Here is a 23,690-nt window from a genome sequence, read left to right as displayed (position 1 = left end):
ATTTTAAGTCAGCCAGCAAGGGCCCAACCGTCCCGGCCGGGTGGTGTGCATCGCCCAGGGCACTTCGCGGCGCGCTATCGAATTGTTACCTTGTGCGACTGGCGGAAAGCAGATGTTTGCCGATAATCCGCCGCGATGGAGTGAGGAAAGGGGGTGTTGCGTGCCAACCCCCAGGCTCCATGGCCGGAAAAACCATACCAAACAGTCCGCTTCCCGTATGAACATTGCATCTGCCCTGCGCGTGGGCCTGGCCAAGGTCTTTGCCTATTCGCTGCTCTCGCTGTTCCTGATCCCGCTGGCGGCCTACCTGTTCACCGGCTATGCGCAGCGCGATGAGGACGCCCAGTTCATCACCCGCATCAGCCAGCGCATCGACGCCGAAAAAGGCATGCCCGCGGCCGAGAAGCAGGCGCAAAAAGACTTCTACCGGGCCAACCCGCCGTCCACGATCTGCACCAACAAGAGCCCTCAGGTGGCGGATTACCGCGAGGCCATGTGCGAGACCTATGGCGAGCTGTGGCAGTTCAACCTGGTGCGCAAGGTCTCGCTGTGGAGCATGGTGGCCGGCGCGGTGCTGCTGGTGGCGGTGCTGGGCCTGGGGGCCCTGGCCTTTGTGGACCGCAAGATGCAGTACACCAGCTTCGTCACCGGTTGGCACCTGACCACCTGGGCCAGCGCCGCCTCGCTGGTGGTGCAGGGGGCGCTGGCGGTGTGGCTGTCGTTCTGGGTGACGGCCTTCTTCTTTCACAAGTATTCGCCCAAGCTCATCATCCTGGTGGGGATTCTGGTCGCTGGCGGCGTGTTCCTGGCCGTCAAGGGCATCTTCAAGCGCGTGCAGCTGAATAACCGCGTGGACGGAGAACTCGTGACCGAGGCCGATGCGCCGCTGCTGTGGAAGCGCATCCGCCACATGGCCGGCCGCCTCAAGACCGAGCCGCCCAGGCACATCGTGGCCGGCATCGACGCCAACTTCTTCGTCACCGAGGCGCCGCTCACCGTGGGCGGCCAGCAGCTCACGGGGCGTACCCTGTTCGTGAGTATCCCCTTGCTGCGCCTCTTGGACCAGTCGGAAGCCGATGCCGTCTTCGGCCACGAGCTGGCCCACCTGCGCGGTGGCGACACCAAGAGCAGCGCGCTGCTGGGCCCCAAGATCAGCCAGTACGACCACTACCGCCACGCCATGCGCACCGGCGGGCTCACGGCCGTGGTGGCACCGCTGCTCGACCTGTACCGCATGATCTTCGAGGTGGCTCTGGCGCGCGAAAGCCGTGAGCGCGAGTTCAAGGCCGACCGTATTGCCGCCAAGCTCATCTCGCCCGAGGCGATAGCGCAGTCGCTGATCAAGATTGCTGCCTATGCGCAGTACCGCTCCAAGATCGAGAGCGAGCTTTTCGGCCAGAACCGCAAGCACGATTCCGCCGCGCTGGGCATTGCCAGCTACGTGGCCCAGGGGCTGCCACCCTATGCCGCATCGGCCGACTTCCTGCAGGAGATGAAGTCCGCCAACGTGCCCCACCCGTTCGACTCGCACCCTGCCATGACCGAGCGCATGCGTGCCGTGGGTGTGAAGCTGCCCGAGAGCGCCTATGGCGCCATCGTCACGCGGGCGCCTGTTGCCACCTGGGCGCAGCAGATTCTCACGGCCGATGCCATCGAGCAGCGCATGTGGGGCGAATACGAGCAGGCCTTTGCCGCTGACCACGAACGCAGCCTGGCCTACCGCTACGAGCCCGCCACCGACGAGGAGCGCGCGCTGGTGCTGCAGTATTTTCCGCCGGTGCAGTTCGCCTTGAAAGGCAGCGAGACGGTGACGGTCAGCGTCGACGGCATCAGCACCTCGGCCGACGGCACCACTGTGTTCTGGGATGCCGTGAAGGCGCTGGAGTTCAAGGAAAGCAGCTTTGGCAATGCGCTCGTCGTCACCCACCCCGAGAAAAATGCCCTGGGCCTTGGCGCCAAGACCAGCAAGATCAAGCTCGCCGGCCTGAAGAAAGAGAAAGACGATTTCAACGCCACCGTTGGCCACTACTGGCAGCGCCACCAGATCATGCGCGCGCACCAGCAGGAAGGGTAGGCCCCTGCCCAAAGCCTGCGGGCGGCGGCCAGGGCCGACCCGCCAATACCAGCCCTGCGCCTGGTGACAGGTGCTGATCTGCAGGGTCCTCTTGCAGTGGTGATGGACGGCTGAACTTTCTGCAGTGTGCCATGCTCTACCCAAGCGTGCATGGCCCTGGAAAAAAGCACGGCATGCCTGCGCTATTACCCTGTTCAATGGCAGGCCGTGGTGCTACAAAGGACCGGAGCCGTTAGCGATTCCCACTGCAAACCGTGGCACCCATGCGCAGGGTGCTACCACAGGAGGTCGTATGGATGCCATCAGCAATTTCGCCTCGCGTTACGCCCGTAGCCGTGAAGAGGAAATGTCGATCGACGAGTACCTCGCCGAGTGCAAGCGTGATCCCATGACGTATGCCACGGCGGCCCAGCGCATGCTGGCCGCCATTGGGGATCCCGAGACGGTCGACACGCGCAACGATCCGCGCATGTCGCGCCTCTTCGCCAACAAGGTGATCAAGCGCTACCCCGCGTTCGCCGAGTTCTACGGCATGGAAGATTCCATCGAGCAGGTGGTCAGCTTCTTTCGCCACGCTGCGCAGGGGCTGGAGGAGCGCAAGCAGATCCTCTACCTGCTGGGCCCGGTGGGCGGTGGCAAGAGCTCCATTGCCGAGCGGCTCAAGTACCTGATGCAGAAGGTGCCGTTCTATGCGATCAAGGGCTCGCCGGTGAACGAGTCGCCGCTGGGCCTGTTCGACGCGGTGGAGGACGGCCCGGTGCTCGAGGAGCAGTTCGGCATTCCCCGGCGCTACCTGCAGCGCGTGCTCTCGCCCTGGGCGGTCAAGCGGCTTGAGGAGTTCGGTGGCGACATCCGCCAGTTCAAGGTGGTCAAGCGCTACCCCAGCATCCTGAAGCAGGTGGGCATCGCCAAGACCGAGCCGGGCGACGAGAACAACCAGGACATATCGAGCCTGGTGGGCAAGGTGGACATCCGCAAGCTCGAAACCTTCGCCCAGGACGACACCGACGCCTACAGCTACAGCGGCGGCCTGTGCCTGGCCAACCAGGGCCTGCTGGAATTCGTGGAGATGTTCAAGGCGCCCATCAAGGTGCTGCACCCGCTGCTCACCGCCACCCAGGAGAGCAACTACAAGGGCACGGAAGGCTTTGGTGCCATCCCGTTCGATGGCGTGGTGCTGGCCCACAGCAACGAGAGCGAGTGGAAGGCGTTTCGCAACAACAAGAACAACGAGGCCTTCCTGGACCGCATCTACATCGTCAAGGTGCCGTACTGCCTGCGCGTGAGCGAGGAGATCCGAATCTACGAAAAGCTGATCCGCGAATCGTCGCTGGGCAACGCCGTGTGCGCGCCGGGCACGCTGAAGATGATGTCGCAGTTCGCCATCCTCACGCGCCTGAAGGAGCCCGAGAATTCCAGCATTTTCAGCAAGATGCAGGTGTACGACGGCGAGAGCCTGAAGGACACCGACCCGCGCGCCAAGAGCTACCAGGAGTACCGCGATTACGCGGGCGTGGACGAGGGCATGACCGGCATCTCCACGCGCTTTGCGTTCAAGATCATGTCCAAGGTGTTCAACTTCGACAGTGCCGAGGTGGCGGCCAACCCGGTGCACCTGATGTACGTGCTGGAGCAGCAGATCGAGCGCGAGCAGTTCCCTGCCGAGCTGGAAACCAAGTACACCAGCTATATCAAGGAGTCCCTCTCGCCGCGCTATGCCGAGTTCATCGGCAAGGAGATCCAGACGGCCTACCTGGAGAGCTACAGCGAGTACGGGCAGAACATCTTTGACCGCTACGTCACCTACGCCGACTACTGGATCCAGGACAACGAGTACCGCGACACCGATACCGGCGAGGTCTTCGACCGCGGCGCGCTCAACGCTGAGCTCGAAAAGATCGAGAAGCCGGCGGGCATCGCCAACCCCAAGGATTTCCGCAACGAGATCGTCAACTTCGTGCTGCGCGCGCGCGCCAACAACCAGGGCAACAACCCGAGCTGGACCAGCTACGAGAAGCTGCGCTTGGTGATCGAGAAGAAGATGTTCTCCAACACAGAGGAGCTTCTGCCCGTGATCAGCTTCAACGCCAAGGGCAGCGCCGAGGAGGCGCGCAAGCACGAGGACTTCGTCACCCGCATGGTGGAGAAGGGCTATACGCCCAAGCAGGTGCGGCTGCTGTGCGAGTGGTACCTGCGCGTGCGCAAGAGCAGCTAGCGCAGCGGCCAACAGGCTCTTGAAGGTTTTGCCAGTGCATCCCACCGGTGCGCTGGCCCATGATGGGGGCAAGGGATGGCATTGCAAATCATCGACCGCAGGCTCGCCGGCAAGAACAAATCGGTGGGTAACCGCGAACGCTTTGTGCGACGCTTCAAGGAGCAGATCGCCGAGAGCGTGCGCCGTGCGGTTTCGCAGCGTGGCATCCGTGACATCGAGCAGGCCGAGAGCATCAGCATTCCCAAAAAGGACATCGGCGAGCCGGTGTTCCACCATGGCCAGGGCGGCATCCGCGACATGGTGCACCCGGGCAACGCGGAGCATGTGCGCGGCGACCGCATCCAGCGGCCCCAGGGCGGGGCAGGGGGCAGTGGTGGCTCGCAGGCCAGCGACAGCGGGGAGGGGGAGGACGACTTCACCTTCACCTTGACCAAGGAAGAGTTCATGCAGCTCTTCTTCGAGGACCTGGCGCTGCCCAATCTGCTGCGCACGCACATCGGCGAGACCCCGAAGTACAAGCCGCGCCGCGCCGGCTACAGCCAGAACGGCATTCCCAACAACCTGGCGGTGCTGCGCACCATGCGCGGGGCGCTGGGGCGGCGCATCGCGCTGGGCCAGTCGGCGCACCGCGAACGGGCGGCTCTGCAGGTGCAGCTCGATGCCCTGGTGCAAGAAGGCAACGGCACCACCGACGAAGCGGTTGCGCTGCGGCTGCGCATCGAGGAGCTCAAGGAGCGCACCGGTCGCATCCCTTACCTGGACCCCATCGACCTGCGCTTTCGCTCCCGCGTGCAGGTGCCGGTGCCCAACAGCCAGGCCGTGATGTTCTGCCTGATGGACGTCTCGGGCTCCATGGACCAGGCGCGCAAGGACCTGGCCAAGCGCTTCTTCATCCTGCTATACCTGTTCCTCACGCGGCACTACGAGAAGATCGACATCGTCTTCATCCGCCACCACACGCAGGCCGCCGAGGTCAGCGAGGAGCAGTTCTTTCACTCCACCGAGAGCGGCGGCACGGTGGTCAGCAGCGCGCTGGTGCTGCTCGACCAGATCATCCGCGCGCGCTACCCTGCGGGGGACTGGAACATCTATGCCGCCCAGGCCAGCGATGGCGACAACTTCACCAACGACAGCGGCAATTGCCGCAGCCTGCTGGTGGACCGGATACTGCCGCTGGTGCGCTACTTTGCCTATGTGCAGGTGGCCCAGGAAGAGCAGAACCTGTGGGAGGAGTACAGCCAGCTGCAGTCGCAGTTTTCGCACTTCGCCATGCGCAAGGTCTCCGAGCCGGGCGACATCTATCCCGTGTTCCGCGACCTCTTCAAGAAAGAGGGGGTGCAGTTATGAACCACATGGCCCAGTACCCGGTGCTGGAGCGGCGCCTGCGCGACAACCCCTGGAAGACCGCCGTCGTCGGTGAGCGCCGCCACCGCACCGTGCCCGAGCAGCCCCTGCCCGCCGGGGCGCGGCCCGCGCAGCCGCTGCCCGATCCGAGCGACTGGACCTTCGAGCTGATCGAGCGCTACCACGCTGCGATAGCCGCCACCGCCGAGCGTTTCGGCCTCGACACCTACCCCAACCAGCTCGAAGTCATCACCGCCGAGCAGATGATGGATGCCTATTCCAGCGTGGGCATGCCGGTGAACTACCGCCACTGGAGCTATGGCAAGGAATTTTTGGCCACCGAGCGGCGCTACCGGCGCGGCCACATGGGCCTGGCCTACGAGATCGTCATCAACTCCAACCCCTGCATCAGCTACCTGATGGAGGAGAACACCACGGCCATGCAGGCCCTGGTGATCGCCCATGCCGCCTACGGGCACAACAGCTTCTTCAAGGGCAACTACCTGTTTCGCATGTGGACGGACGCTTCCTCCATCATCGACTACCTGGTCTACGCCAAGGACTACGTGGCCCAGTGCGAGGAGCGCTACGGCTTCGACGAGGTGGAGCGGCTCATGGACTCGTGCCATGCGCTGGCCAACTTCGGTGTGGACCGTTACCGCCGCCCGTCCAAGAAAAACCTGGCGCGCGAGCGCCTGGAGCGCGCGCAGCGCGAGGCCTATGCCCAGCAGCAGGTGAACGATCTGTGGCGCACCCTGCCCACGCGCCCCGGCAAGGACGGCGCGGCGCTGGAGCACAACCGCTTTCCGCAGGAGCCGCAGGAAAACATCCTGTACTTCATTGAGAAGCACGCGCCGCTGCTGGAACCCTGGCAGCGCGAGATCGTGCGCATCGTGCGCAAGATCGCGCAGTATTTCTACCCCCAGCGCCAGAGCCAGGTCATGAACGAAGGCTGGGCCACCTTCTGGCACTACACCCTGCTCAATTCGCTGTACGACGAGGGCTACCTCAGCGACGGGGTGATGATGGAGTGGCTGGGCTCGCACACCAACGTCATCTTCCAGCCCCCCGTGGGGCACCGCGCATACAGTGGCATCAACCCCTACGCACTGGGTTTCGGCATGTACCGCGATATCCAGCGCATCTGCCAGAACCCGACGGCCGAAGACCGGCAATGGTTCCCCGATATCGCCGGCACCCCCTGGCTGCCCGCGCTCGACCATGCCATGCGCAACTTCAAGGACGAGAGCTTCATCGGCCAGTACCTGAGCCCGCACCTGATGCGCGAGATGCGCCTGTTCGCCCTGCACGACGACACGCGCCAGAGCGAGCTGCTGGTCAGCGAGATCCACGACGAGAACGGCTACCGCAACCTGCGCCAACTGCTGTCGCAGCAGTACGACCTGGGCACGCGCGAGCCCAACATCCAGGTGTGGAACGTGAACCTGCGGGGTGACCGCAGCCTGACCCTGCGCCACACCCAGTACCAGGGCCGCCCGCTGGCCGACGGCACACAGGAGGTGCTGCGGCATGTGGCACGGCTGTGGGGCTTTGGCGTGCAGATCGAGGGCGTGGACGCGTACGGCAACCACCCGGTGATGCTGCACTCGGTGCCCGCGCCCACGGAATGAGCTGAAGCACCCCCTGAGGCGCGAAAGCGACTCAGGGGGTGGTCACTTCCTCCTCGTACCCGAACATGGACTTGGCCTCCAGGTACTCCTCGAAGCCCATGCGCCCCCATTCGCGGCCGTTGCCCGACTGCCGGTAGCCGCCGAACGGAGCCGCGTGGTCGGCGCGTGCGCCGTTGAGGTGCACCATGCCGGCGCGCAGGCGCCGCGCGATGCGGCGGGCGTGGGCCAGGTCGGGTGCGCTTACATAGGCCGACAGGCCGTAGACCGTGTCGTTGGCGATCGCAATGGCCTCTTCCTCGGTGCCGTACGGCAGGATGCAGAGCACCGGGCCGAAGATCTCCTCGCGCGCAATGGCCATGGTGTTGCGCACATTGGCAAACACCGTGGGCAGCACGAAATAGCCCTGGTCCAGGCCCGCAGGCCGGGCAAGGCCGCCGGTGGCGAGTCGGGCCCCTTCGTGCAGGCCGTTGGCAATGCACTCGCGCACCTTGGTGTACTGCACCGCGTTGGCCACGGGCCCGAGCGTGGTGGCCGCGTCGCGCGGGTCGCCCATGCGCAGCGACTGCGCCACGTCCACCGCGATGGCCGTGGCCGCGTCGTGCAGGTGCCCCGGCACCAGCAGGCGCGTGGGCGCATTGCACGACTGCCCGCTGTTGCGAAAGCACTGCAGCGCCGCCTGGCGGATGGTGGCCGGCAGGTCCACGCCGTCCACCACAATGCAGGGCGACTTGCCGCCCAGTTCCTGCGCCACGCGTTTGACCGTGTCGGCCGCCGCCTTGGCCACGGCCACGCCGGCGCGCGTGGAGCCGGTGAAGGAAACCATGTCGATGTCCGCATGCGCCGCCATGGCTGCGCCCACGCCCGGCCCGTCGCCGTTGACCAGGTTGAACACGCCGCGTGGCACGCCCGCTTCGTGCAGCACCTGCGCGAACAGCAGGGCCGACAGCGGCGCCGTCTCGCTGGGCTTGAGCACCACGGTGCAGCCCGCGGCCAGCGCGGGCGCCACCTTGCAGGCGATCTGGTTCATGGGCCAGTTCCACGGCGTGATCAGGCCGCACACGCCGATGGGTTCGCGCGCCACGCGGGTGCGGTTCACCACCTCGTCGAAGGCATAGCCCACCAGCACTTCTGCGGTCTGGCGCAGGTGCGACAGGCCGGCCACTGCATGGGCCTGGCGGGCCAGTGTGATAGGTGCGCCCATCTCGAGTGAGATGGCCATGGCAATCTCGTCCATGCGGCGCTCGTAGGCGGCAATCACCGCGTGCAGCACGGCCAGCCGCTGCTCGCGGCTGTGCGCCGCCCATGCGGGGAAGGCGCGGCGCGCGGCGGCCACGGCGCGGTCCAGGTCGCGCGCATCGCCCAGCGCGATGCGCGCCACGGGCTGCTCGGTAAAGGGGTCCACGACGTCCTGCGTGCGGGTGCCCAGCGCGGGCGTCCAGGCGCCATCGATGTAGAAATTCAGGTGCTGCTGCATGGCGCTCGCTTCAGGCGGTGGCCCGCAGGGCGGTGCGGATGCTGTCCACCACCTCGCCGATCTGTGCCTCGCTGATCACCAGCGGGGGCGAGAGCACCAGCGTATCGCCCGAGTTGCGCACCAGCACGCCTGCCTCGAAACAGGCCAGATGCACGGCATTGCCGCGCACGCCGGCAGCGCCTGGGCGCGATGCCAGGTCCACCGCGCCGAGCAGGCCGATGTTGCGCACATCGGCCACGTGCGGCGCGTCGCGCAGGCCGTGCAACGCGGCTTCCCACACCGGGGCGATGGCCTGCACGCGCGCAGCCAGGTTGAGCTCCTCGTGCACGTCCAGCGTGGCCAGGCCAGCCGCGCAGGCCAGCGGGTGGGCCGAATAGGTGTAGCCGTGGAACAGCTCGATCACGCTTGAAGAGCCCCGCATGAAGGCGTCGTAGACCGTGTTGCCCACGACCACGCCGCCCATGGGCACGGCGCCGTTGGTCATGCCCTTGGCACAGCAGATCAGGTCGGGCGTGACGCCGAAGGCCTGGGCCCCGAACGCGGCGCCCACGCGCGCAAAGCCGGTGATCACCTCGTCGAAGATCAGCAAGATGCCGTGCTGCGTACACAGCTCGCGCAGGCGCTGCAGGTAGCCCACGGGTGGCGGGTACACACCGCCCGAGCCGGTGACGGGCTCGACGATCACGGCCGCGATGGTGGCCGGGTCGTGCACCACGAATAGCTGTTCCAGCGCATTCGCGTAGTGCGCGCCCGTGGCGGGCTGGCCGCGCGAAAAGCGCGCATCGGCGTCGTACGGCAGGGGCAGGTGGGCCGTGTCGGGCAGCAGCGGGCCGAAATCGCGCTTGTGGCGCCCGAGCCCGGCCACCGAGAGGCCGCCAAAACCCATGCCGTGGTAGCCCTTGGCACGGCCCACCAGCAGCGTACGGCGCGCATCGCCACGCGCCTGGTGGTAGGCACGGGCGATCTTGAGAGCGGTGTCCACGGCCTCGGAACCCGAGTTGGTGAAGAACACATGGTCCATGCCGCCCGGCGCCAGGTCGGCGATGCGCCGGGCCAGCGTGAAGGCGGCCGGGTGGCTCATCTTGAACGACGAGACGAAGTCCATGCGGCCTGCGGCCTCGCGGATCGCCTCGGTGATGCGCGGCTGGCCGTGGCCCGCGTTGCAGCACCACAGGCCGGCCATGGCGTCCAGCACCTGGCGGCCATCGTCGGTGGTGTAGTGCATGCCCTGGGCAGCGGTGAACAGCATGGGCTGCTGCTGGAACTGGCGCTGGGCGGTGAAGGGCAGCCAGAAGGCGTCGTCGTTGTGGGGGCTGGAGGGGGTGGCGGAAGTCATGGGGGCTTTCGGTAGGTGCTGCACAGGGAAGGGCAGGGCGCCGCGTTGCCGCCATGGCGGGCACCAGCCCCTGCATGCCCTCTATTATGTTTTTTGTTTTAACAAAAATCAATATAGCCGAGCGTTTGGCAGAGGCCGCGCGCTTCAAACTGGCACGGCCCAAACCAGCGCCCCCGCGCAAGCTTGGACGGCAACGAAGAGCGGCCGCCTCTGGCGGACGCACGGAGGCGCGAAGCGACTCAGGGGGTGGATTTAACCGGCGGGCGCAGGCGGCTGGCCACGTCGAGGTGGCGCTGCATCAGCAAGGCGGCCAGCTCCGTGTCGCCGGCCTGCAGGCGGTCGAGCATCTCCAGGTGCTCGCGGCAGTTCACCTGCATGCGCTCGGGTCCGTACTTCCAGTCGTAGTTGGACAGGCGGCGCAGGCGGTTCTGGCGCTGGATGTCCATATGGAAGAAGCGGTTGCCCGATGCGGCGGCCACGCCCTCGTGGAAGGCGGCGTTCATCTCGAAGAAGGCGATGCTCGACGAATCCTCCGACAGCGTGCGCAGAAACTCCTCGTGCTGGCGGCGCATGTCCAGCGCCCAGGCGGGCGGCAGCGCAAAGCCTGGCTCGCGGATGGCGGCCGGCTCGATCACCATGCGGTAGCGGTAGCTCTCGTGGCGCACGCTGGCATCCCATGCGCCCGTGGCAAAGCGCCAGCCATAGCCGAGCTTGGGCTCGATGGCGCCCAGGTCGGCCAGGCGCTCCAGTGCATTGCGGATGGCCGGGCGGCCCAGGTCGTAGGCCTCCATCAGCTCCTTCTCGGAGACGTATTCCCCCAGGTTGCCATGCTGGCGGTCGTAGGCAATGCGCCGCAGCAGCTCGTCACTGCCATCGGCCGCATCGCGGGCGGGTGAGGGCAGGGGCGGCACGCGCAGCAGCTCCACCCCGCGGTGCGGCTTGCGCTCGGCAAAGCCCTGCTGTGCGAGGTGGTCGAGCGCAGCACGCACCGGCGTGCGCGAGACGCCCAGGCGCTCGGCGAGCTGGTTTTCGTTGAGGCGCGCACCGGCCGCCAGGCCGTCCTCGTGGATGAGGCGGCTGATGCGGTCTGCCAGTTCCAGATGCAGGGGGGTAGAAACCATAGTCAGAAACAGTTGATGTTTTTTATTCTACAAAATACAATTCAGTCCATTGATCAATGATCGCTCACTCCACCCATCGCCATGGACCAGACTTTCCCTTGGGGCGCCGACCAGCCCATTCCTTCCTGCCCGTTGATCGAGGTCCGCGGCGCGCCGCGTGAGCGCGGCCGCCAGTATGGCGAACAGGCCAAGGCGCGCATCCTGCGCGGCATCGCACATTACTCCACCCAGCTCGAAGGCAGCCAACTCGGCTGGCCCGAGATCGGCACGCTGGTGAAGACCTTCGAGCCCACCATCGAGGCCTTCGATGCCGCCTACCTCGACGAGATGCGCGGCATCGCCGAGGGGGCCGATGTATCGTATGAGGCCATCGTGATGCTCAATGCGCGCACCGAGATCCTCAAGCTGGCAGACCGCCGCCGCAAGGGCCAGCCCGCACAGATCGACCCCGACGGCTGCACCGGCGTGGTCGCGATGCCCGAGGCCACCGCCTCTGGCCGCGTGATCCATGCGCAGAACTGGGACTGGAAGGCCGAGTGCGCCGAGACCGCCGTGGTGCTGCGCGTGCTGCGCGACGACGGCCCGGACATCCTGACCTTCACCGAGGCGGGCGGCATGGCGCGCTCGGGCATGAATTCTGCAGGCATCTCCATCACGGCCAACTACCTGGAGTCCGACCGTGACTACCGCCAGCTCGGCGTGCCCCTGGCCCTGTTGCGCCGCAAGGCGCTGGAGCAGGTGCAGCTGGCCCTGGCCATGCGCATCGTGTACTGCACGCCCAAGTCGGCATCCAACAATGTGATGGTCTCGCACGCCACGGGCGTGGCCATTGACTTCGAGTGCGCGCCGGACGAGACCTTCCAGATCCACCCCGAGCGCGGCGTCATCGTGCATGCCAACCACTTCCAGAGCCCGATTGCGCTCTCCAAGATCAAGGACATGGGCATCGTCAACACGCCCGATTCGCTGTACCGCGACCTGCGCGTGCGCGCCCTGGTGGAGCCGCACATCGGCGCGCTCACCAGCGAGCACATCAAGGCCGCGCTGTTCGACGACTTCCAGTCGCCCTGGTCGGTGTGCCGCCCGCCACGCCCCAACTCCAGCAGCAACCTCTCGGCCACGGTGGCGATGGTGGTGATGGAGCCGGCCCTCGGCGAGATGGAAGTCGCCATGCTGCCCGCGCTCAGCCGCCGCTTTGAGGCCTACCGCCTGGACCTGGAACGCCACCTGGCGCTGGCCTGAGCGCGCCCGCTTGCCCCACGAAGAAAGGACCCCGAGATGACTACTGCCCCCTCGCGCTGGCTGTCCAAAGGCCTGGCAATGCTCGCCGGTTTGTGCACGGCTGGCCTGGCCCAGGCCCAGCCGCAGGCCGACACCCTGCGCATCCGCCTGAATGCCGACATCCGCTCCACCGACCCCGGCGTCAACCGCGACAACAACACCGACGCGGTGATGATGCACGTGCTCGAAGGCCTGGTGGCCTACCGCGAAGACGCCTCCGTGGCGCCGCTGCTGGCCCAGTCGGTCACCCCCTCGGCCGACGGCAAGACCTACACCTTCAAGCTGCGCCAGGGTGTCAAGTTCCACAACGGGGCTCCGCTCACGGCCGATGACGTGCTCTTCGCCTGGAACCGCTACGTGGCCCCGGCCAACAACTGGCGCTGCCTGGCCGAGTTCGACGGGCGTGGCCTGGCCAAGGTGGTCAAGGTGGATGCGCCCGATGCGGCCACCGTGGTCTACACGCTGGACAAGCCCTCGGCCCTGTTCCTGGCGACGCTGGCGCGCGTGGACTGCGGCGGCACGGGCATCTATCACCGCAGCTCGCTCGAAGCCGACGGCAAGTGGCGCGAGCCCGTGGCCACCGGCCCCTACAAGCTGGGCGAGTGGAAGCGCGGCCAGTACATCGAGTTGCTGCGCAACGACGGCTATGCGGCGCTGCCCGGCCCGCGCGATGGCAACACCGGCGCCAAGATCGCCGAGACGCCCAAGGTGCGCTTCGTCATCATTCCCGATGCCTCGGCCGCCAAGGCCGCGCTGTTCTCGGGTGGCATCGACCTGAACTACGACATCAACGATGAGGACATGGCCGAGTACAAGGGGCGCAAGGACGTGCTGATGGAGACCCAGGCCACCATGAACGCGCAGGGCCTGCTGTTCCAGACGCGCGACCCGCTGCTCAAGGACGCGCGCATCCGCCGCGCCATCGCGCTCGCGCTGGACATGCCCGAGCTGGTGGCCGCCGTCACCTCGGGCAATGCCCCGCCCAGCCGCTCGGTCGTGCCCACGCCCAGCGCCTTCTACAAGAAGCCGCAGGCTGCGGTGCCGCCGCGCAACCTGGCGCTGGCCAAAAAGCTGCTGGCCGAGGCCGGCTACAAGGGCGAGCCCATCAAGATCCTGGCCACCAAGCGCTACAACAGCGTGTTCAACATCGCCGTGCTGACCCAGGCCATGGTGCAGGAGGCCGGCATCAAGGCCGAAGTGGAAGTGCTCGACTGGGCCACGCTGCTCGACCGCTACACCAAGGGCAACTACCAGGCCATGGCCTTCACCTTCTCGGCCCGGCTGGATCCGGCGCTGTCGTACGAGATGGTGACCGGCCCCAAGGACAAGCAGCCGCGCAAGGTGTGGGACGAACCCCTGGCCCACGAACTGCTGGCCAAGAGCATGGAGACCAGCGACGCAGCCCAGCGCCAGGCCCTGTTCGACAAGCTCGAAGCCCGCATGCGCGAGGACGTGCCCGCGATCTTCATGTACTCGGCTGTGAACACCAGCGCCGCCCGCTCGTACGCCAGGGGTTACAAGGGCTGGGCGCTGGGCACACCGCGTGCCTGGGGCGTGGCGCTGCGCGCTCCGTGAAGCCGATGGCCTGCTGACCTGGTACGCACACCATGGGTTCCTCCTTTCCCCTCTACGTCGGCCGGCGCCTGCTGTGGACGCTGCCGACCCTCTTTCTTGTGAGCCTGATGGTCTTCGTGCTCATGCGGCTGGTGCCCGGCGATCCGGCGTTGCTCATCCTGGGTGACAGTGCCACGCCCGATCAACTGGCCGACCTGCATGCCCAGTTCGGGCTCGACCGGCCCATCCCCGTGCAGTTCACGCTGTGGCTGGGCAAGATGCTGCAGGGTGACCTGGGCCACTCCATCACCAGTGGCGAGGTCGTGCTGCCACTGCTGCTCGAACGCTTCCAGGTAAGCGCCGCCATCGTGCTCGTGGCGGTAGCCCTGGCCGCGCTGCTGGCCGTGCCCGCAGGCCTGCTGGCCGCGTGGAAGCAGAACAGCGTGCTCGACACCATGGTGGTGGCTGCCGCCACGTTCTTCCTGTCCATCCCGAGCTTCTGGCTGGGCCTGCTGCTGCTGCTCTTCGTCGGGCTCAAGCTCGGCTTGGTGCCGGTGGTGGGTTACGTGCCGTTCAGCGAGGACTGGCGCTCGGCGCTGACCTTCCTCATCCTGCCGACCATCACGCTGGCGCTGATCGAGCTGGGTATCCTGACCCGCATGGCGCGCGCCAGCGCGGTGGAGGTGCTGCGCCTGGAGTACGTGACGCATGCGCGGGCCAAAGGCCTGTCGGAGCGGCGGGTGCTGCTGCGCCACGTGCTGCCCAATGCGTTTGCGCCCACCTGGACCATGATCGGCCTGGTACTCGGTAACCTCTTGGGCGGCATCGCGGTGCTGGAGACGGTGTTCACGTTGCCGGGCCTGGGCCGCCTGCTGGTGGATGCGATCTTTGCGCGCGACTACCCCGTGGTGCAGGGCTGCCTGCTGTTCACGGCCGCCATCTACGTGCTCGTCAACCTCGTGGTGGACCTGTGCTATCCCCTGTTCGATCCCCGGGTGTCCGCGTCATGATGATGAAGCGCTTTCTCCAACGTTTGCGCACGAATGCCCTGGTCGGCAGCGTGCTGGTGTCCCTGGTGGGCGCCATGGCCTTGCTGTCGGTGTTCTGGACGCCCTACAACCCCATGGGTGTGGCGCTGCGCCAGCGGCTGCAGCCGCCCTCGGGCGCCTACCTGCTGGGCACCGATGAGTTTGGCCGCGACATCCTTTCGCGCCTGATGGCCGGGGCCGGCACCAGCCTGCTGGTGGCCGGGCTGACCGTGGCGCTGGCTCTGGGGCTGGGCGTGGTGATCGGCCTGGTGGCTGGCTACTTCCGCGGCTGGCTGGACCGGGTGCTGATGGTCTTCAACGACGCCATGCTGGCCTTCCCCGGCATCCTGCTGGCCCTCGGGGTGATGGTCATCGTGGGCGCCAACCAGTGGGGCATCATCGTCGCGCTGGGCCTGGCCTATGCGCCCACCGCAGTGCGCGTGGTGCGCGGCTCGGTGCTCTCGCTGCGCGAGAAGGAGTACATCGAGGCCTCCGAGGTCATCGGCAACTCCGGCCTGCGCACGGTGTTCGCGCACATCCTGCCCAACTGCGTGGCGCCCCTGGTGGTGCTGGCCACCTCCATGTTCGGCTGGGTCATCCTGGCCGAGAGCGCGCTCAGCTTTCTGGGCCTGGGCGTGCCGCCACCGGCACCCACCTGGGGCAACATGCTGGCCTCGGGCCGACCCTACATCGAGACCGCCGCCTGGCTGGGCATTGCGCCCGGTGCCTGCATCGCGCTCACCCTGCTCGGCGTGAACCTGCTGGGCGACGCGCTGCGCGACTGGCTCGACCCGCGCATGGAGCACCGCTGATGCGGCCATCGTCCTACCCCTTGGCGGAAAGAACCGACATGACGACCGAGAAGAACCCGCTGCCGCTGCTGTCCGTGCGTGAGCTCACGGTGCATGGCCCCCACGTCCGTCCGCTGCTGGACGCCGTTTCGTTTGACGTGCCCGCCGGCGGCGTGGTGGCCCTGGTGGGCGAATCGGGCAGCGGCAAGACCATGGCCGGGCGCGCCGTGCTCGGCCTGCTGCCGCCCCAGGTGCGCCAGAGCGGCGGCAGCGTGCTGCTGCAGGGGCGTGATGTGGGCCGTCTCTCGGCGAACGAACTGCGAGCGCTGCGCGGCTGCGACGTGGGCATGGTGTTCCAGGAGCCCATGGTCTCGCTCAACCCGGCGATGACCATTGCCGAGCAGCTTTTCGAGGGTCTGCGCCTGCACGAGAAGTTGAGCGTGGCCCAGGCGCGCGAGCGCGCCATCGCCATGCTGCGCCGCGTGCAGATCGCCGACCCCGAGCGCTGCCTGGCCGCCTACCCGCACCAGTTCTCGGGCGGCATGCGCCAGCGCATCATGCTGGCCTCGGTCATGCTGCTCAAACCGCGCCTGTTGATCGCCGACGAACCCACCACGGCGCTCGACTCGCTGAGCCAGCGCGAGGTGATGGAGATCATGGCCGAGCTCACGCGCACCGAGGGCACGGCGGTGCTGCTGATCACGCACGACCTGGGACTGGTGGCGCGCTACGCGCAATCGGTGGTGGTGCTCGAAAAAGGCCGGCTCGTCGAGGCCGGCCCCGTGCGCAGCGTGCTGACCGCGCCGCGCCAGGCCTACACCAAGAGCCTCATCGATGCGCTGCCCCAGCGCAGCGCCCAGCGCCCGGCGCGACCCGTGCAGGCAGCGCTGATCGAGGCCAAGGACGTGCATGTGAGCTTTCCCGGTGCGCGCCAGGGCTGGCTGTCCAAGGCGACGCCCAAGCTGGCGGTGCGCGGCGTGTCGCTGGCCATCCAGCCCGGCGAGGTGGTGGCCGTGGTCGGGGGGTCGGGCTCGGGCAAGACCACGCTGGGCCGCGCCATGATCGGCCTGTTGCCCGTGGCGGGTGGCGATGTGTGCTTTCGCGGCACGCCGCTGGGCCAGGCCGATGCGGCGGGGCGGCGCGACTTCCGCCTGGCCTGCCAACTGGTGTTTCAGGACCCGTACTCCTCGCTCGACCCGCGCCAGCGCGTGCGCGATATCGTGGCCGAGCCGCTGCGCCACGGCCCGCCGCTCACGCGCGAGGCGCTGCAGGCCTCGGTGGACGCCATGCTCGACGAGGTGGGGCTTGCCGGCTTTGGCGAGCGCTACCCGCACGCCCTGTCGGGCGGCCAGCGCCAGCGCGTGGCGATTGCGCGCGCGCTGGTGCGCAAGCCCGCCTTCGTGGTGGCCGACGAGCCCGTCTCGGCCCTGGACATGACCATCCAGAAGCAGGTGCTGGAGCTGCTCCGGCGCCTGCAGGCCGAGCGCGGCTTCGGCTGCCTGTTCATCTCGCACAACCTGGCGGTAGTGTCCGAGATCGCCGATCGCATCATCGTGATGGAGAATGGCCGCATCGTCGAAGAGGGCAGCGTGGCCGACATCTTCGACCGGCCGCAGCAGCCCTACACGCGCGCGCTGCTGGAGGCCGCCACGACCAGCGACCTGCTGGCCGAGCTGGATGCGGTGTAGCCACTGGCCGGCACAAGAAAATGCAAAGGCGCCGCCCGCAAGGGTGGCGCCTTTTTTATTGGGGCTGGGCTCAGCCTCTCAGCCCTTGGCGAATTCAGGCCGATCGTTGGCCTGGGGCTTGAGCGGCTCGGCCGCCTTGCCTTCGGCGCGCTCCTTGCGCCACTGCTCCTTGCGGGCCGTCCACTCCTTCAGGCGCGCATGCGCCACGGTGCTGTCCTTGGCCATGGCGTTGGCGTCGGCCAGCTGGGCAGTGAGCTCCAGGCGGATGCCGTTGGGGTCGAAGAAATAGATGCTCTTGAAGATGTGGTGGTCGGTCACGCCGAGCACCTCGATGCCGAAGGCCTCCAGGCGCTCCTTGGTGTCCTGCAGTTCCTGCACCGTGTCCACGCGGAACGAGATGTGGTTGACCCACAGCGGCGTGTTGGGCGAGGGCTCGGCCTTCACGTCGTCGCCCAGGTCGAAGAAGGCGATGAACGAGCCGTCCTTCAGGCGAAAGAAGAAGTGCGTGTACGGGCAGTACTCGCCCGTGCTGGGCACGTGTTCGCTCTGGATGATGTGGTACAGCGGCAGGCCCAGGATGTCCTCGTAGAACTGGCGTGTCTCCTCCGCGTCGCGCGCCTTGTAGGCGTAGTGGTGCAGCTGCTGGAAGGCGGCAGGTGCGGGCAGGCTGGCGAGATCGGGCTTCAGAACGGCATTCATGCGGTTGTCTCCTTGGGTCCATGCGGGTGTCGATGTGGAAATTCTACTATTCGTAATCAATTTACGTAAAGGGAATTTTGAAGGCGCGGTTATTTGCGGTACATTGCCCCTCTCGCCAACCACCCGGGGTGTTTTCACCGATGCGCCTGTAAGCCACTTTCACGCTGTTCCGCTCCTGCCTTTTTTGCGCAGGTGCGGCTTGATGGTGACCGTGGAGTTCTCAGGCATGGCGACGACCAACCATCCGGGCCAGCGCGCCCGGGGCGACAGCAAGGCTGCTGTCGCTTCTGCTTCCTTTTCCTCTTCTTCTTTTTCGCTCCAGTTCCAGCGCGTTGTCTGGGCGCTGCCCGATGGGCAGCCCCTGTGGAGCCAGCCCCTCGAAGTGGCGCTGGGAGCCGGTACCACCGGCATCGTGGGCGCCAATGGCGTGGGCAAGAGCGTGTTCCTGCAACTGCTGCTGGGCCGGCTGCAGCCGACTGCGGGCACGGTGTTGCGCGACGCGCGCCTGCAGGCCGTGGCGCAGGAGGTGCAGGGAGCCCCCGGCAGCACGGTGGCCGACCTTGCGGGCCTGGCACCCGTGCTGCGCGCGCTGGAGCGCCTGGAGGCGGGCCAGGGCACGCCCGAGGACCTGCTGCGGGCCGATGGCCAGTGGGACCTTCCCGCGCGCTGGCAGCGTGCCCTGCAGGCGCTGGACCTGGGGCATCTGCCAAGCGATGGCGATGCGACCCGGCTGAGCGGCGGCGAGCGCATGCGCGTGGCGCTGGCCGGGGCCTTCGCATCCGATGCGCAGGTGCTGGTGCTCGACGAACCTACCAACCACCTGGACCGCAGTGCACGCCGTTGGCTGCTGGACCAGGTGGCGGCGCGCCAGGGCGCAGTGGTCGTGGCCAGCCATGACCGGGAACTGCTCGGCGTGGTGGACACCATCGTGGAGCTGTCGCCGACCGGGCTGCGCCGTTACGGAGGCAACTGGGCGATGTACGCCGCGCAGCGTGCGCAGGAGCGAGCGGGCGCGCAGGCGGCGCTCGACCATGCACGCACCGAGCGCGACCGGGGCAGGAAGGCGCTGCAGCGCGAGCACGAGGCGCAGCAGCGCCGCGTAGCGCAGGGGCGCCGGGTGGGGCGCACAGCCAACTTGGCGCCCATCCTGCTGGGCCGCATGAAGAACAGTGCCGAAGCCCATGCCGGGCGCGAGCACGAGCGCCAGCGACAGGCGCGCGAGAAGCTGGATGCAGCCGTGCGCGATGCCGCCCGCCAGGCGCCACAGCAGGCACCCGTGGCACTCGCCCTGCCCGAAAGCAGTGTGCCCTGCGGCAAGCAGGTGCTGGCGCTGGAGCAGGTGCACGCACCGTTTGCTCCCCAGGGGCTGCCTGCCCTCGACGGGGTCTGGAGCGGCCCCGCGCGCATTGCCATCACCGGGCCCAATGGCTGCGGCAAGAGTACCCTGCTGCGCCTGGTGGCCGGGCAGGTGGCGCCCGCTTCGGGCCGCGTGGTGCGCGGCGTGCGCGCGGCCTGGCTGGACCAGCACAACGCCCAGCTGCTGCCGCCGCACGCGAGCGTGCTGCAGCGCCTGGCCGAACTCGGCTCACCCCTGCCCGAGGCCACGCTGCGCACGCGCCTGGCGCAGTTGGGTCTGGACGCCGACCGCGTGCAGCGGCCCGTCAGGGGGCTCAGCGGTGGCGAGCGCATCAAGGCCGCGCTGGCCTGCGCCCTGTGGTGCGGCGAGCCAGCGCAGATGCTGCTGCTGGACGAGCCGACCAACCACCTGGACCTGGCCTCGGTGGAGGCCTTGCAGGTGGCGCTGCAGGGCTTCACCGGTGTGCTGCTGGTGGTGTCGCACGACCTGCATTTCCTGGCGGCGCTGGCGCCCACGCATGTCTGGGCATGGCATGCCGAAGGCTGGCGGCTCGATGCACGCCTGGCATGAAAAAAGCCACCCGTGGCCGTGCCGCGGGTGGCTTGTGCGGACCAGAAGGTCCGTTGTGGATTACTGCTTGATGGCTTCGATCTGCACCACCAGGCGCACGTTCTTGGGGAAACCCCATTCCACGCCGTAGTTCAGGCCCCACTGGGTGCGGTCGATGGTGGCTTCGAAGTCGCCACCGCAGACTTCACGCTTGAGCATGGGGCTCTGGTAGCAGTTGAACTGCGTGGCCTTGAGGGTCACGGGCAGGGTCTTGTCCAGCAGCGTCAGCTGGCCGGCCACTTCGCTGACCTTGTCGCCGTTGAAGGTGAACTTGTCGGACACGAACTTGATGGTCGGGTACTTGGCGGCGTTGAACAGGTCAGCGCTTTGCAGGTGCTTGTCGAACGGGGGCGTGCCCGAGTTGATCGAGGTGGTGTCCACGGTGATCTCCACCTTGCCGGTCTTGCCGGCGCGGTCGAACTGCACAGTGCCTTCCTTCTTGTCGAAGCGGCCGCGGTTGGTCGTTGCGCCGAAGTGGCTGATCTCGAACGTCACGAAGGTGTGCGTCGGATCGATGGCGTAGGCGGCGCTCTGGGCCTGGGCTGCGCCCGTGGACAGAACGGCGGCTGCGGCCAGTGCGAGCAGGGCGAACGAAGACTTGCGCATGTAAACAACTCCTGAAAAAGGAAGGATCAAGGGAACAGGGAAAGGGAACGCGGAAAAGGGAGGGTGCAGGGCGATCAGAGCTTGCCCACGCCCGTGAGCGCCAGCTTGAACTTGACGGTCACGTCATCGGCCACCATGGAGGTGTCGGCCCATTCGTTCTCGCCGATCTTGAAGGCCAGGCGCTTGATGGGCAGGGTGCCGGTGGCCGTGGTGGTGGCACCGCTCTGGGCCAGCGCCACGGGCACGACCACGTTCTGCGCATTGCCCTTGATGGTGAGCTTGCCGGCCACCTCGAACTTGCCGCCGCCCAGCGCCTTGATGGTGGTGGACTCGAACACTGCCTGGGGGAACTTGGGCACGTTGAACCAGGTGGGCTTTGGCAGTTCGGCATCGGTCTCGCGCGAGCCCAGCGTGGCGCTGCCGGTGTCCACGGTGAAGCTGATCTTGCTGGTATCGGGCTTGGCCGGGTCGAAGGCCACCTTGGCATCGAACTTCTTGAAATGGCCTTCGAGCGGCACGCCCATCTGGCGCGCGGTGAACTGCACCTCGCTCTGTGCGGGGACCAGTTGCTGCTGCGCGAAGGCGGACGGTGCGGCCAGCACGGCGGCGCCCAGCACGAGGCTCGAGACGAAGGAAGATGCTTGCATGAAGGCTCCTGAAAGATCGGTGCGGAAGAACAGGGAAGAGGGCGGGGGACTGGGGCGGGGGCTCAGCGCGGGCCGGGCAGCATGCGGCCGATCAGGCCGTCGCGGTCGATGAACTGGTGCTTGAGCGCGGCGGCCACGTGCAGCACCACCAGGCCCGCCATGGCAAAGGCGGTGTACTGGTGCCAGGGCTTGATGGCCTCGGCCAGCTCCTTGCTCACGGGCACGAAATCGGGCAACTGCCACATGCCGAGGAAGACGATGGGGAAACCCGCCGCCGAGCTGTAGGCCCAGCCGATCAGCGGCACGGCCAGGAACAGCGCGTACAGCAGGCCGTGCGTGGCATGGTGCGCCAGCGTCTGCCAGCGCGGCATGGCCTGCACCATGGCGGCGGGCAGGGCCGGGGGGCGGTGCGTCAGGCGCCAGAGGATGCGCAGCACCGACAGCGTGAGGATGGTGACCCCGGCCCACTTGTGCCAGTTGTAGAGCTTCAGCCGTGCTGGTGAGAACGGCAGGCTGGTCATGTACAGGCCGACGCAGAAGGCACCGATCAGGGCCAGGCCCAGCACCCAGTGCATCAGCATGGCGGTGTGGGTGTAGCGGGCCGGTCGGCTGGTGGGAGTCGGCGTGGAGGATGGCATCTTGGGGAAATCGGCGGTGGGGTGGCAGGGCAGGGGTGGGCAGCAGGTGCTGGGAGCAGGTTTTCCGGGCTGGCGCATCCGTCGCTGCCTCGCATGCCGCGCCCCGTGCTGCATGCACAAGGCCCCGCAGTGAGCGCAGTGTAGGAAGCTGCCAGCGCGTTCGGCTTCAGCAGGATTGATGCTTCAATTCAAAAAAACTGAATTGACAGGGGGTGTGCGCTCAAAGTTCCCTCTTGTTTTGCAAAAGGTGGGCGCAGATGGATGGCCGGTAGATGGCCAGGGGATGGGCGGGCCCCCCGCCTGCTTGGTCAGCGGGCGAGTGCGGCTTTTTTCCAGGCCTCGGCGGCGGCGGCTTCGTCGCCGCGCTGTTCGGCCAGCTCTGCCAGGTGGCGCCAGGCGCTGGCGCGCAGGCCGGCATCGGCGAGCTGGTGGGCGGCCTGGGTCAGCAACTGCTGGGCCTTGCCCCACAGCTGGCGCTTGAGGCAGGCCATGCCGGCCATGTACTGCAGGCGCGCATCGCGCGGGTTGGCCTGCTGGGCGGCTTCGATGCGCGCCAGCCAGGGGGCGTCAAGGGCATCGAGGCCCGATTCCAGTGCGCGCACCAGCTTCAGGGCATGGTGTTCGGCCAGCGCATCGGGCAGGTCCACCATGCGCTCCCACACCGGCAGCAGCCAGGCGCGCACCTGCGTGGCGTCACCACCCAGGGTGGCCATGCGCTGCGCGGCCTGGATGGCCAGCTCGGGCATGTTGCGCTCGGAGGTTTCCAGGTCGTCCCACACGCGGCGCAGCTGTGCCGTGTCGTGCGCGCTCTGGATGAGTTCGGTGGCCAGGCCGCGCACGATGCTCTGTGCGGCGGTGGGCGAGAAGGCGCGGTGCTTGGCCAGCAGGCGGGCCGTGTCCAGCGCCTCCTGCGTGCGGCGGGCCAGCCGCGTGGCCTTGAGCTTGATGCGCAGCGCCAGGGTGCGGCGCGCGGCGCCCTGGGGCAGGGCGGCGAGCCATTCGAGGGCGGCATCGGCGTCGCGGTCGTCCAGCGTCCAGCGAGCGGCGCGCATCTGGGCGCCTTCGCGCAGTTCCAGCTCCAGGGCCGTGCCGCGGGCGGGTGCATCGTCGAGCGCGCGCTGCAGATGGCTGTCGCGCGTGGCGGTGTCCTGCAGGGCGTGCGAGCCCTCGGCCGCCACCAGGTGGGCCAGCGAGCGCAACTGGTTGCCATGCGGCACCGACTCGCCGGCGGCAGCCAGGGCGTTCTCCTGCGCCAGCGCGGCCACGGCGGCCTTGCGCGAACGGATGAAGCGCCCGCCCAGCAGGTGCGTCATGGCGTCGAGCAGCGCGCTGTGCATGGCGCGTTCCTTTTGCTGCACGCGCCAGCGGCGCGCCTGGTGCGGCAGCTCCAGAAGGGCCGCCAGGGCCCGCAGGGCGGCATGCACGGTGACGAAGCCGCCTACGAGCAGCAGCACCACCATGTTCAGCGACAGGTCGACGCGGTACGGGGGCCAGTAAAGGGTGATGGTGCCCTGGTTGTTGCCCGCAAACAGCGCGGCCGCAACGGCCACGCCAAACAACGCCAGAAGCCAGAGTGCTGCGCGCATGCGTGCTGCCC

General features: G+C 67.4%; 18 protein-coding genes. 10 read left to right on the top strand and 8 right to left on the bottom strand.

Going from position 1 to position 23,690, the window contains the following annotated elements; genetic code table 11:
- The first annotated feature begins 217 nt into the window (after nucleotides 1-217).
- The 4 genes from ASE31_RS08920 (at nucleotide 218) to ASE31_RS08905 (ending at nucleotide 7,264) form a co-directional block, all read left to right on the top strand.
- Nucleotides 218-2,074: a M48 family metallopeptidase gene (locus ASE31_RS08920; RefSeq protein WP_057201291.1), complete on the top strand. Its 1,857-nt coding sequence runs from the start codon at nucleotides 218-220 to the stop codon at nucleotides 2,072-2,074.
- A 292-nt stretch (nucleotides 2,075-2,366) separates the two neighbouring features.
- Nucleotides 2,367-4,289, top strand: coding sequence for a PrkA family serine protein kinase (locus tag ASE31_RS08915; protein ID WP_057201290.1), 1,923 nt, complete (start codon nucleotides 2,367-2,369; stop codon nucleotides 4,287-4,289).
- Between the two features lie 75 nt (nucleotides 4,290-4,364).
- Nucleotides 4,365-5,636, top strand: coding sequence for a YeaH/YhbH family protein (locus ASE31_RS08910; protein ID WP_057201289.1), 1,272 nt, complete (start codon nucleotides 4,365-4,367; stop codon nucleotides 5,634-5,636).
- 5 nt (nucleotides 5,637-5,641) lie between these two features.
- The gene (locus ASE31_RS08905) at nucleotides 5,642-7,264 is read left to right on the top strand and encodes a SpoVR family protein (RefSeq protein ID WP_369819446.1); all 1,623 of its coding nucleotides are present in this window, start codon (nucleotides 5,642-5,644) and stop codon (nucleotides 7,262-7,264) included.
- A 31-nt stretch (nucleotides 7,265-7,295) separates the two neighbouring features.
- Here ASE31_RS08905 and ASE31_RS08900 read toward each other — a convergent pair whose 3' ends face one another.
- The 3 genes from ASE31_RS08900 to ASE31_RS08890 form a co-directional block, all read right to left on the bottom strand.
- A complete protein-coding gene (locus ASE31_RS08900) occupies nucleotides 7,296-8,738 on the bottom strand; it encodes an aldehyde dehydrogenase family protein (RefSeq protein WP_057201287.1) in 1,443 nt (480 codons plus the stop codon).
- 10 nt (nucleotides 8,739-8,748) lie between these two features.
- Nucleotides 8,749-10,074, bottom strand: coding sequence for an aspartate aminotransferase family protein (locus ASE31_RS08895; protein WP_057201286.1), 1,326 nt, complete (start codon nucleotides 10,072-10,074; stop codon nucleotides 8,749-8,751).
- Between the two features lie 239 nt (nucleotides 10,075-10,313).
- Nucleotides 10,314-11,195 carry a GntR family transcriptional regulator gene (locus tag ASE31_RS08890; RefSeq protein WP_057201285.1) on the bottom strand — a complete coding sequence of 294 codons (882 nt, stop codon included), beginning with the start codon at nucleotides 11,193-11,195 and terminating at the stop codon, nucleotides 10,314-10,316.
- An 81-nt stretch (nucleotides 11,196-11,276) separates the two neighbouring features.
- Between ASE31_RS08890 and ASE31_RS08885 the strand changes: the two genes are divergently transcribed.
- The 5 genes from ASE31_RS08885 to ASE31_RS08865 are packed head-to-tail and all read left to right on the top strand — an operon-like array spanning nucleotide 11,277 to nucleotide 17,537.
- Nucleotides 11,277-12,437 (top strand): C45 family peptidase, encoded by a 1,161-nt coding sequence (locus ASE31_RS08885; protein WP_057201284.1) that lies wholly within the window; start codon nucleotides 11,277-11,279, stop codon nucleotides 12,435-12,437.
- A 36-nt stretch (nucleotides 12,438-12,473) separates the two neighbouring features.
- Nucleotides 12,474-14,051, top strand: coding sequence for an ABC transporter substrate-binding protein (locus ASE31_RS08880; RefSeq protein ID WP_082604084.1), 1,578 nt, complete (start codon nucleotides 12,474-12,476; stop codon nucleotides 14,049-14,051).
- A gap of 32 nt (nucleotides 14,052-14,083) precedes the next feature.
- The gene (locus ASE31_RS08875) at nucleotides 14,084-15,040 is read left to right on the top strand and encodes an ABC transporter permease (protein ID WP_057201283.1); all 957 of its coding nucleotides are present in this window, start codon (nucleotides 14,084-14,086) and stop codon (nucleotides 15,038-15,040) included.
- Nucleotides 15,041-15,042: 2 nt separating this feature from the next.
- Nucleotides 15,043-15,870 carry an ABC transporter permease gene (locus ASE31_RS08870; RefSeq protein WP_369819444.1) on the top strand — a complete coding sequence of 276 codons (828 nt, stop codon included), beginning with the start codon at nucleotides 15,043-15,045 and terminating at the stop codon, nucleotides 15,868-15,870.
- 38 nt (nucleotides 15,871-15,908) lie between these two features.
- Nucleotides 15,909-17,537: an ABC transporter ATP-binding protein gene (locus tag ASE31_RS08865; RefSeq protein ID WP_057201281.1), complete on the top strand. Its 1,629-nt coding sequence runs from the start codon at nucleotides 15,909-15,911 to the stop codon at nucleotides 17,535-17,537.
- A 78-nt stretch (nucleotides 17,538-17,615) separates the two neighbouring features.
- Here ASE31_RS08865 and ASE31_RS08860 read toward each other — a convergent pair whose 3' ends face one another.
- The gene (locus ASE31_RS08860) at nucleotides 17,616-18,236 is read right to left on the bottom strand and encodes a VOC family protein (protein WP_057201280.1); all 621 of its coding nucleotides are present in this window, start codon (nucleotides 18,234-18,236) and stop codon (nucleotides 17,616-17,618) included.
- Between the two features lie 226 nt (nucleotides 18,237-18,462).
- Between ASE31_RS08860 and ASE31_RS08855 the strand changes: the two genes are divergently transcribed.
- Nucleotides 18,463-20,163: an ABC-F family ATP-binding cassette domain-containing protein gene (locus ASE31_RS08855; protein WP_057201384.1), complete on the top strand. Its 1,701-nt coding sequence runs from the start codon at nucleotides 18,463-18,465 to the stop codon at nucleotides 20,161-20,163.
- A 60-nt stretch (nucleotides 20,164-20,223) separates the two neighbouring features.
- Here ASE31_RS08855 and ASE31_RS08850 read toward each other — a convergent pair whose 3' ends face one another.
- The 4 genes from ASE31_RS08850 to ASE31_RS08835 all read right to left on the bottom strand — a co-directional run bounded on the left by ASE31_RS08850 (nucleotide 20,224) and on the right by ASE31_RS08835 (nucleotide 23,679).
- Nucleotides 20,224-20,808: a YceI family protein gene (locus ASE31_RS08850; protein WP_057201279.1), complete on the bottom strand. Its 585-nt coding sequence runs from the start codon at nucleotides 20,806-20,808 to the stop codon at nucleotides 20,224-20,226.
- A gap of 74 nt (nucleotides 20,809-20,882) precedes the next feature.
- Complete coding sequence (locus ASE31_RS08845; protein ID WP_057201278.1) at nucleotides 20,883-21,455, bottom strand: YceI family protein; 573 nt, start codon at nucleotides 21,453-21,455, stop codon at nucleotides 20,883-20,885.
- 62 nt (nucleotides 21,456-21,517) lie between these two features.
- The gene (locus tag ASE31_RS08840) at nucleotides 21,518-22,093 is read right to left on the bottom strand and encodes a cytochrome b (protein WP_057201383.1); all 576 of its coding nucleotides are present in this window, start codon (nucleotides 22,091-22,093) and stop codon (nucleotides 21,518-21,520) included.
- Between the two features lie 308 nt (nucleotides 22,094-22,401).
- Entirely contained in the window at nucleotides 22,402-23,679 is a 1,278-nt protein-coding gene (locus ASE31_RS08835; RefSeq protein WP_057201277.1) for a heme biosynthesis HemY N-terminal domain-containing protein, read from the bottom strand.
- Nucleotides 23,680-23,690 lie beyond the last annotated feature (11 nt).

The sequence above is a fragment of the Acidovorax sp. Root217 genome (assembly GCF_001428645.1).
Lineage (GTDB): Bacteria > Pseudomonadota > Gammaproteobacteria > Burkholderiales > Burkholderiaceae_C > Acidovorax.
This window is presented reverse-complemented; position numbering and strand designations above follow the sequence as displayed.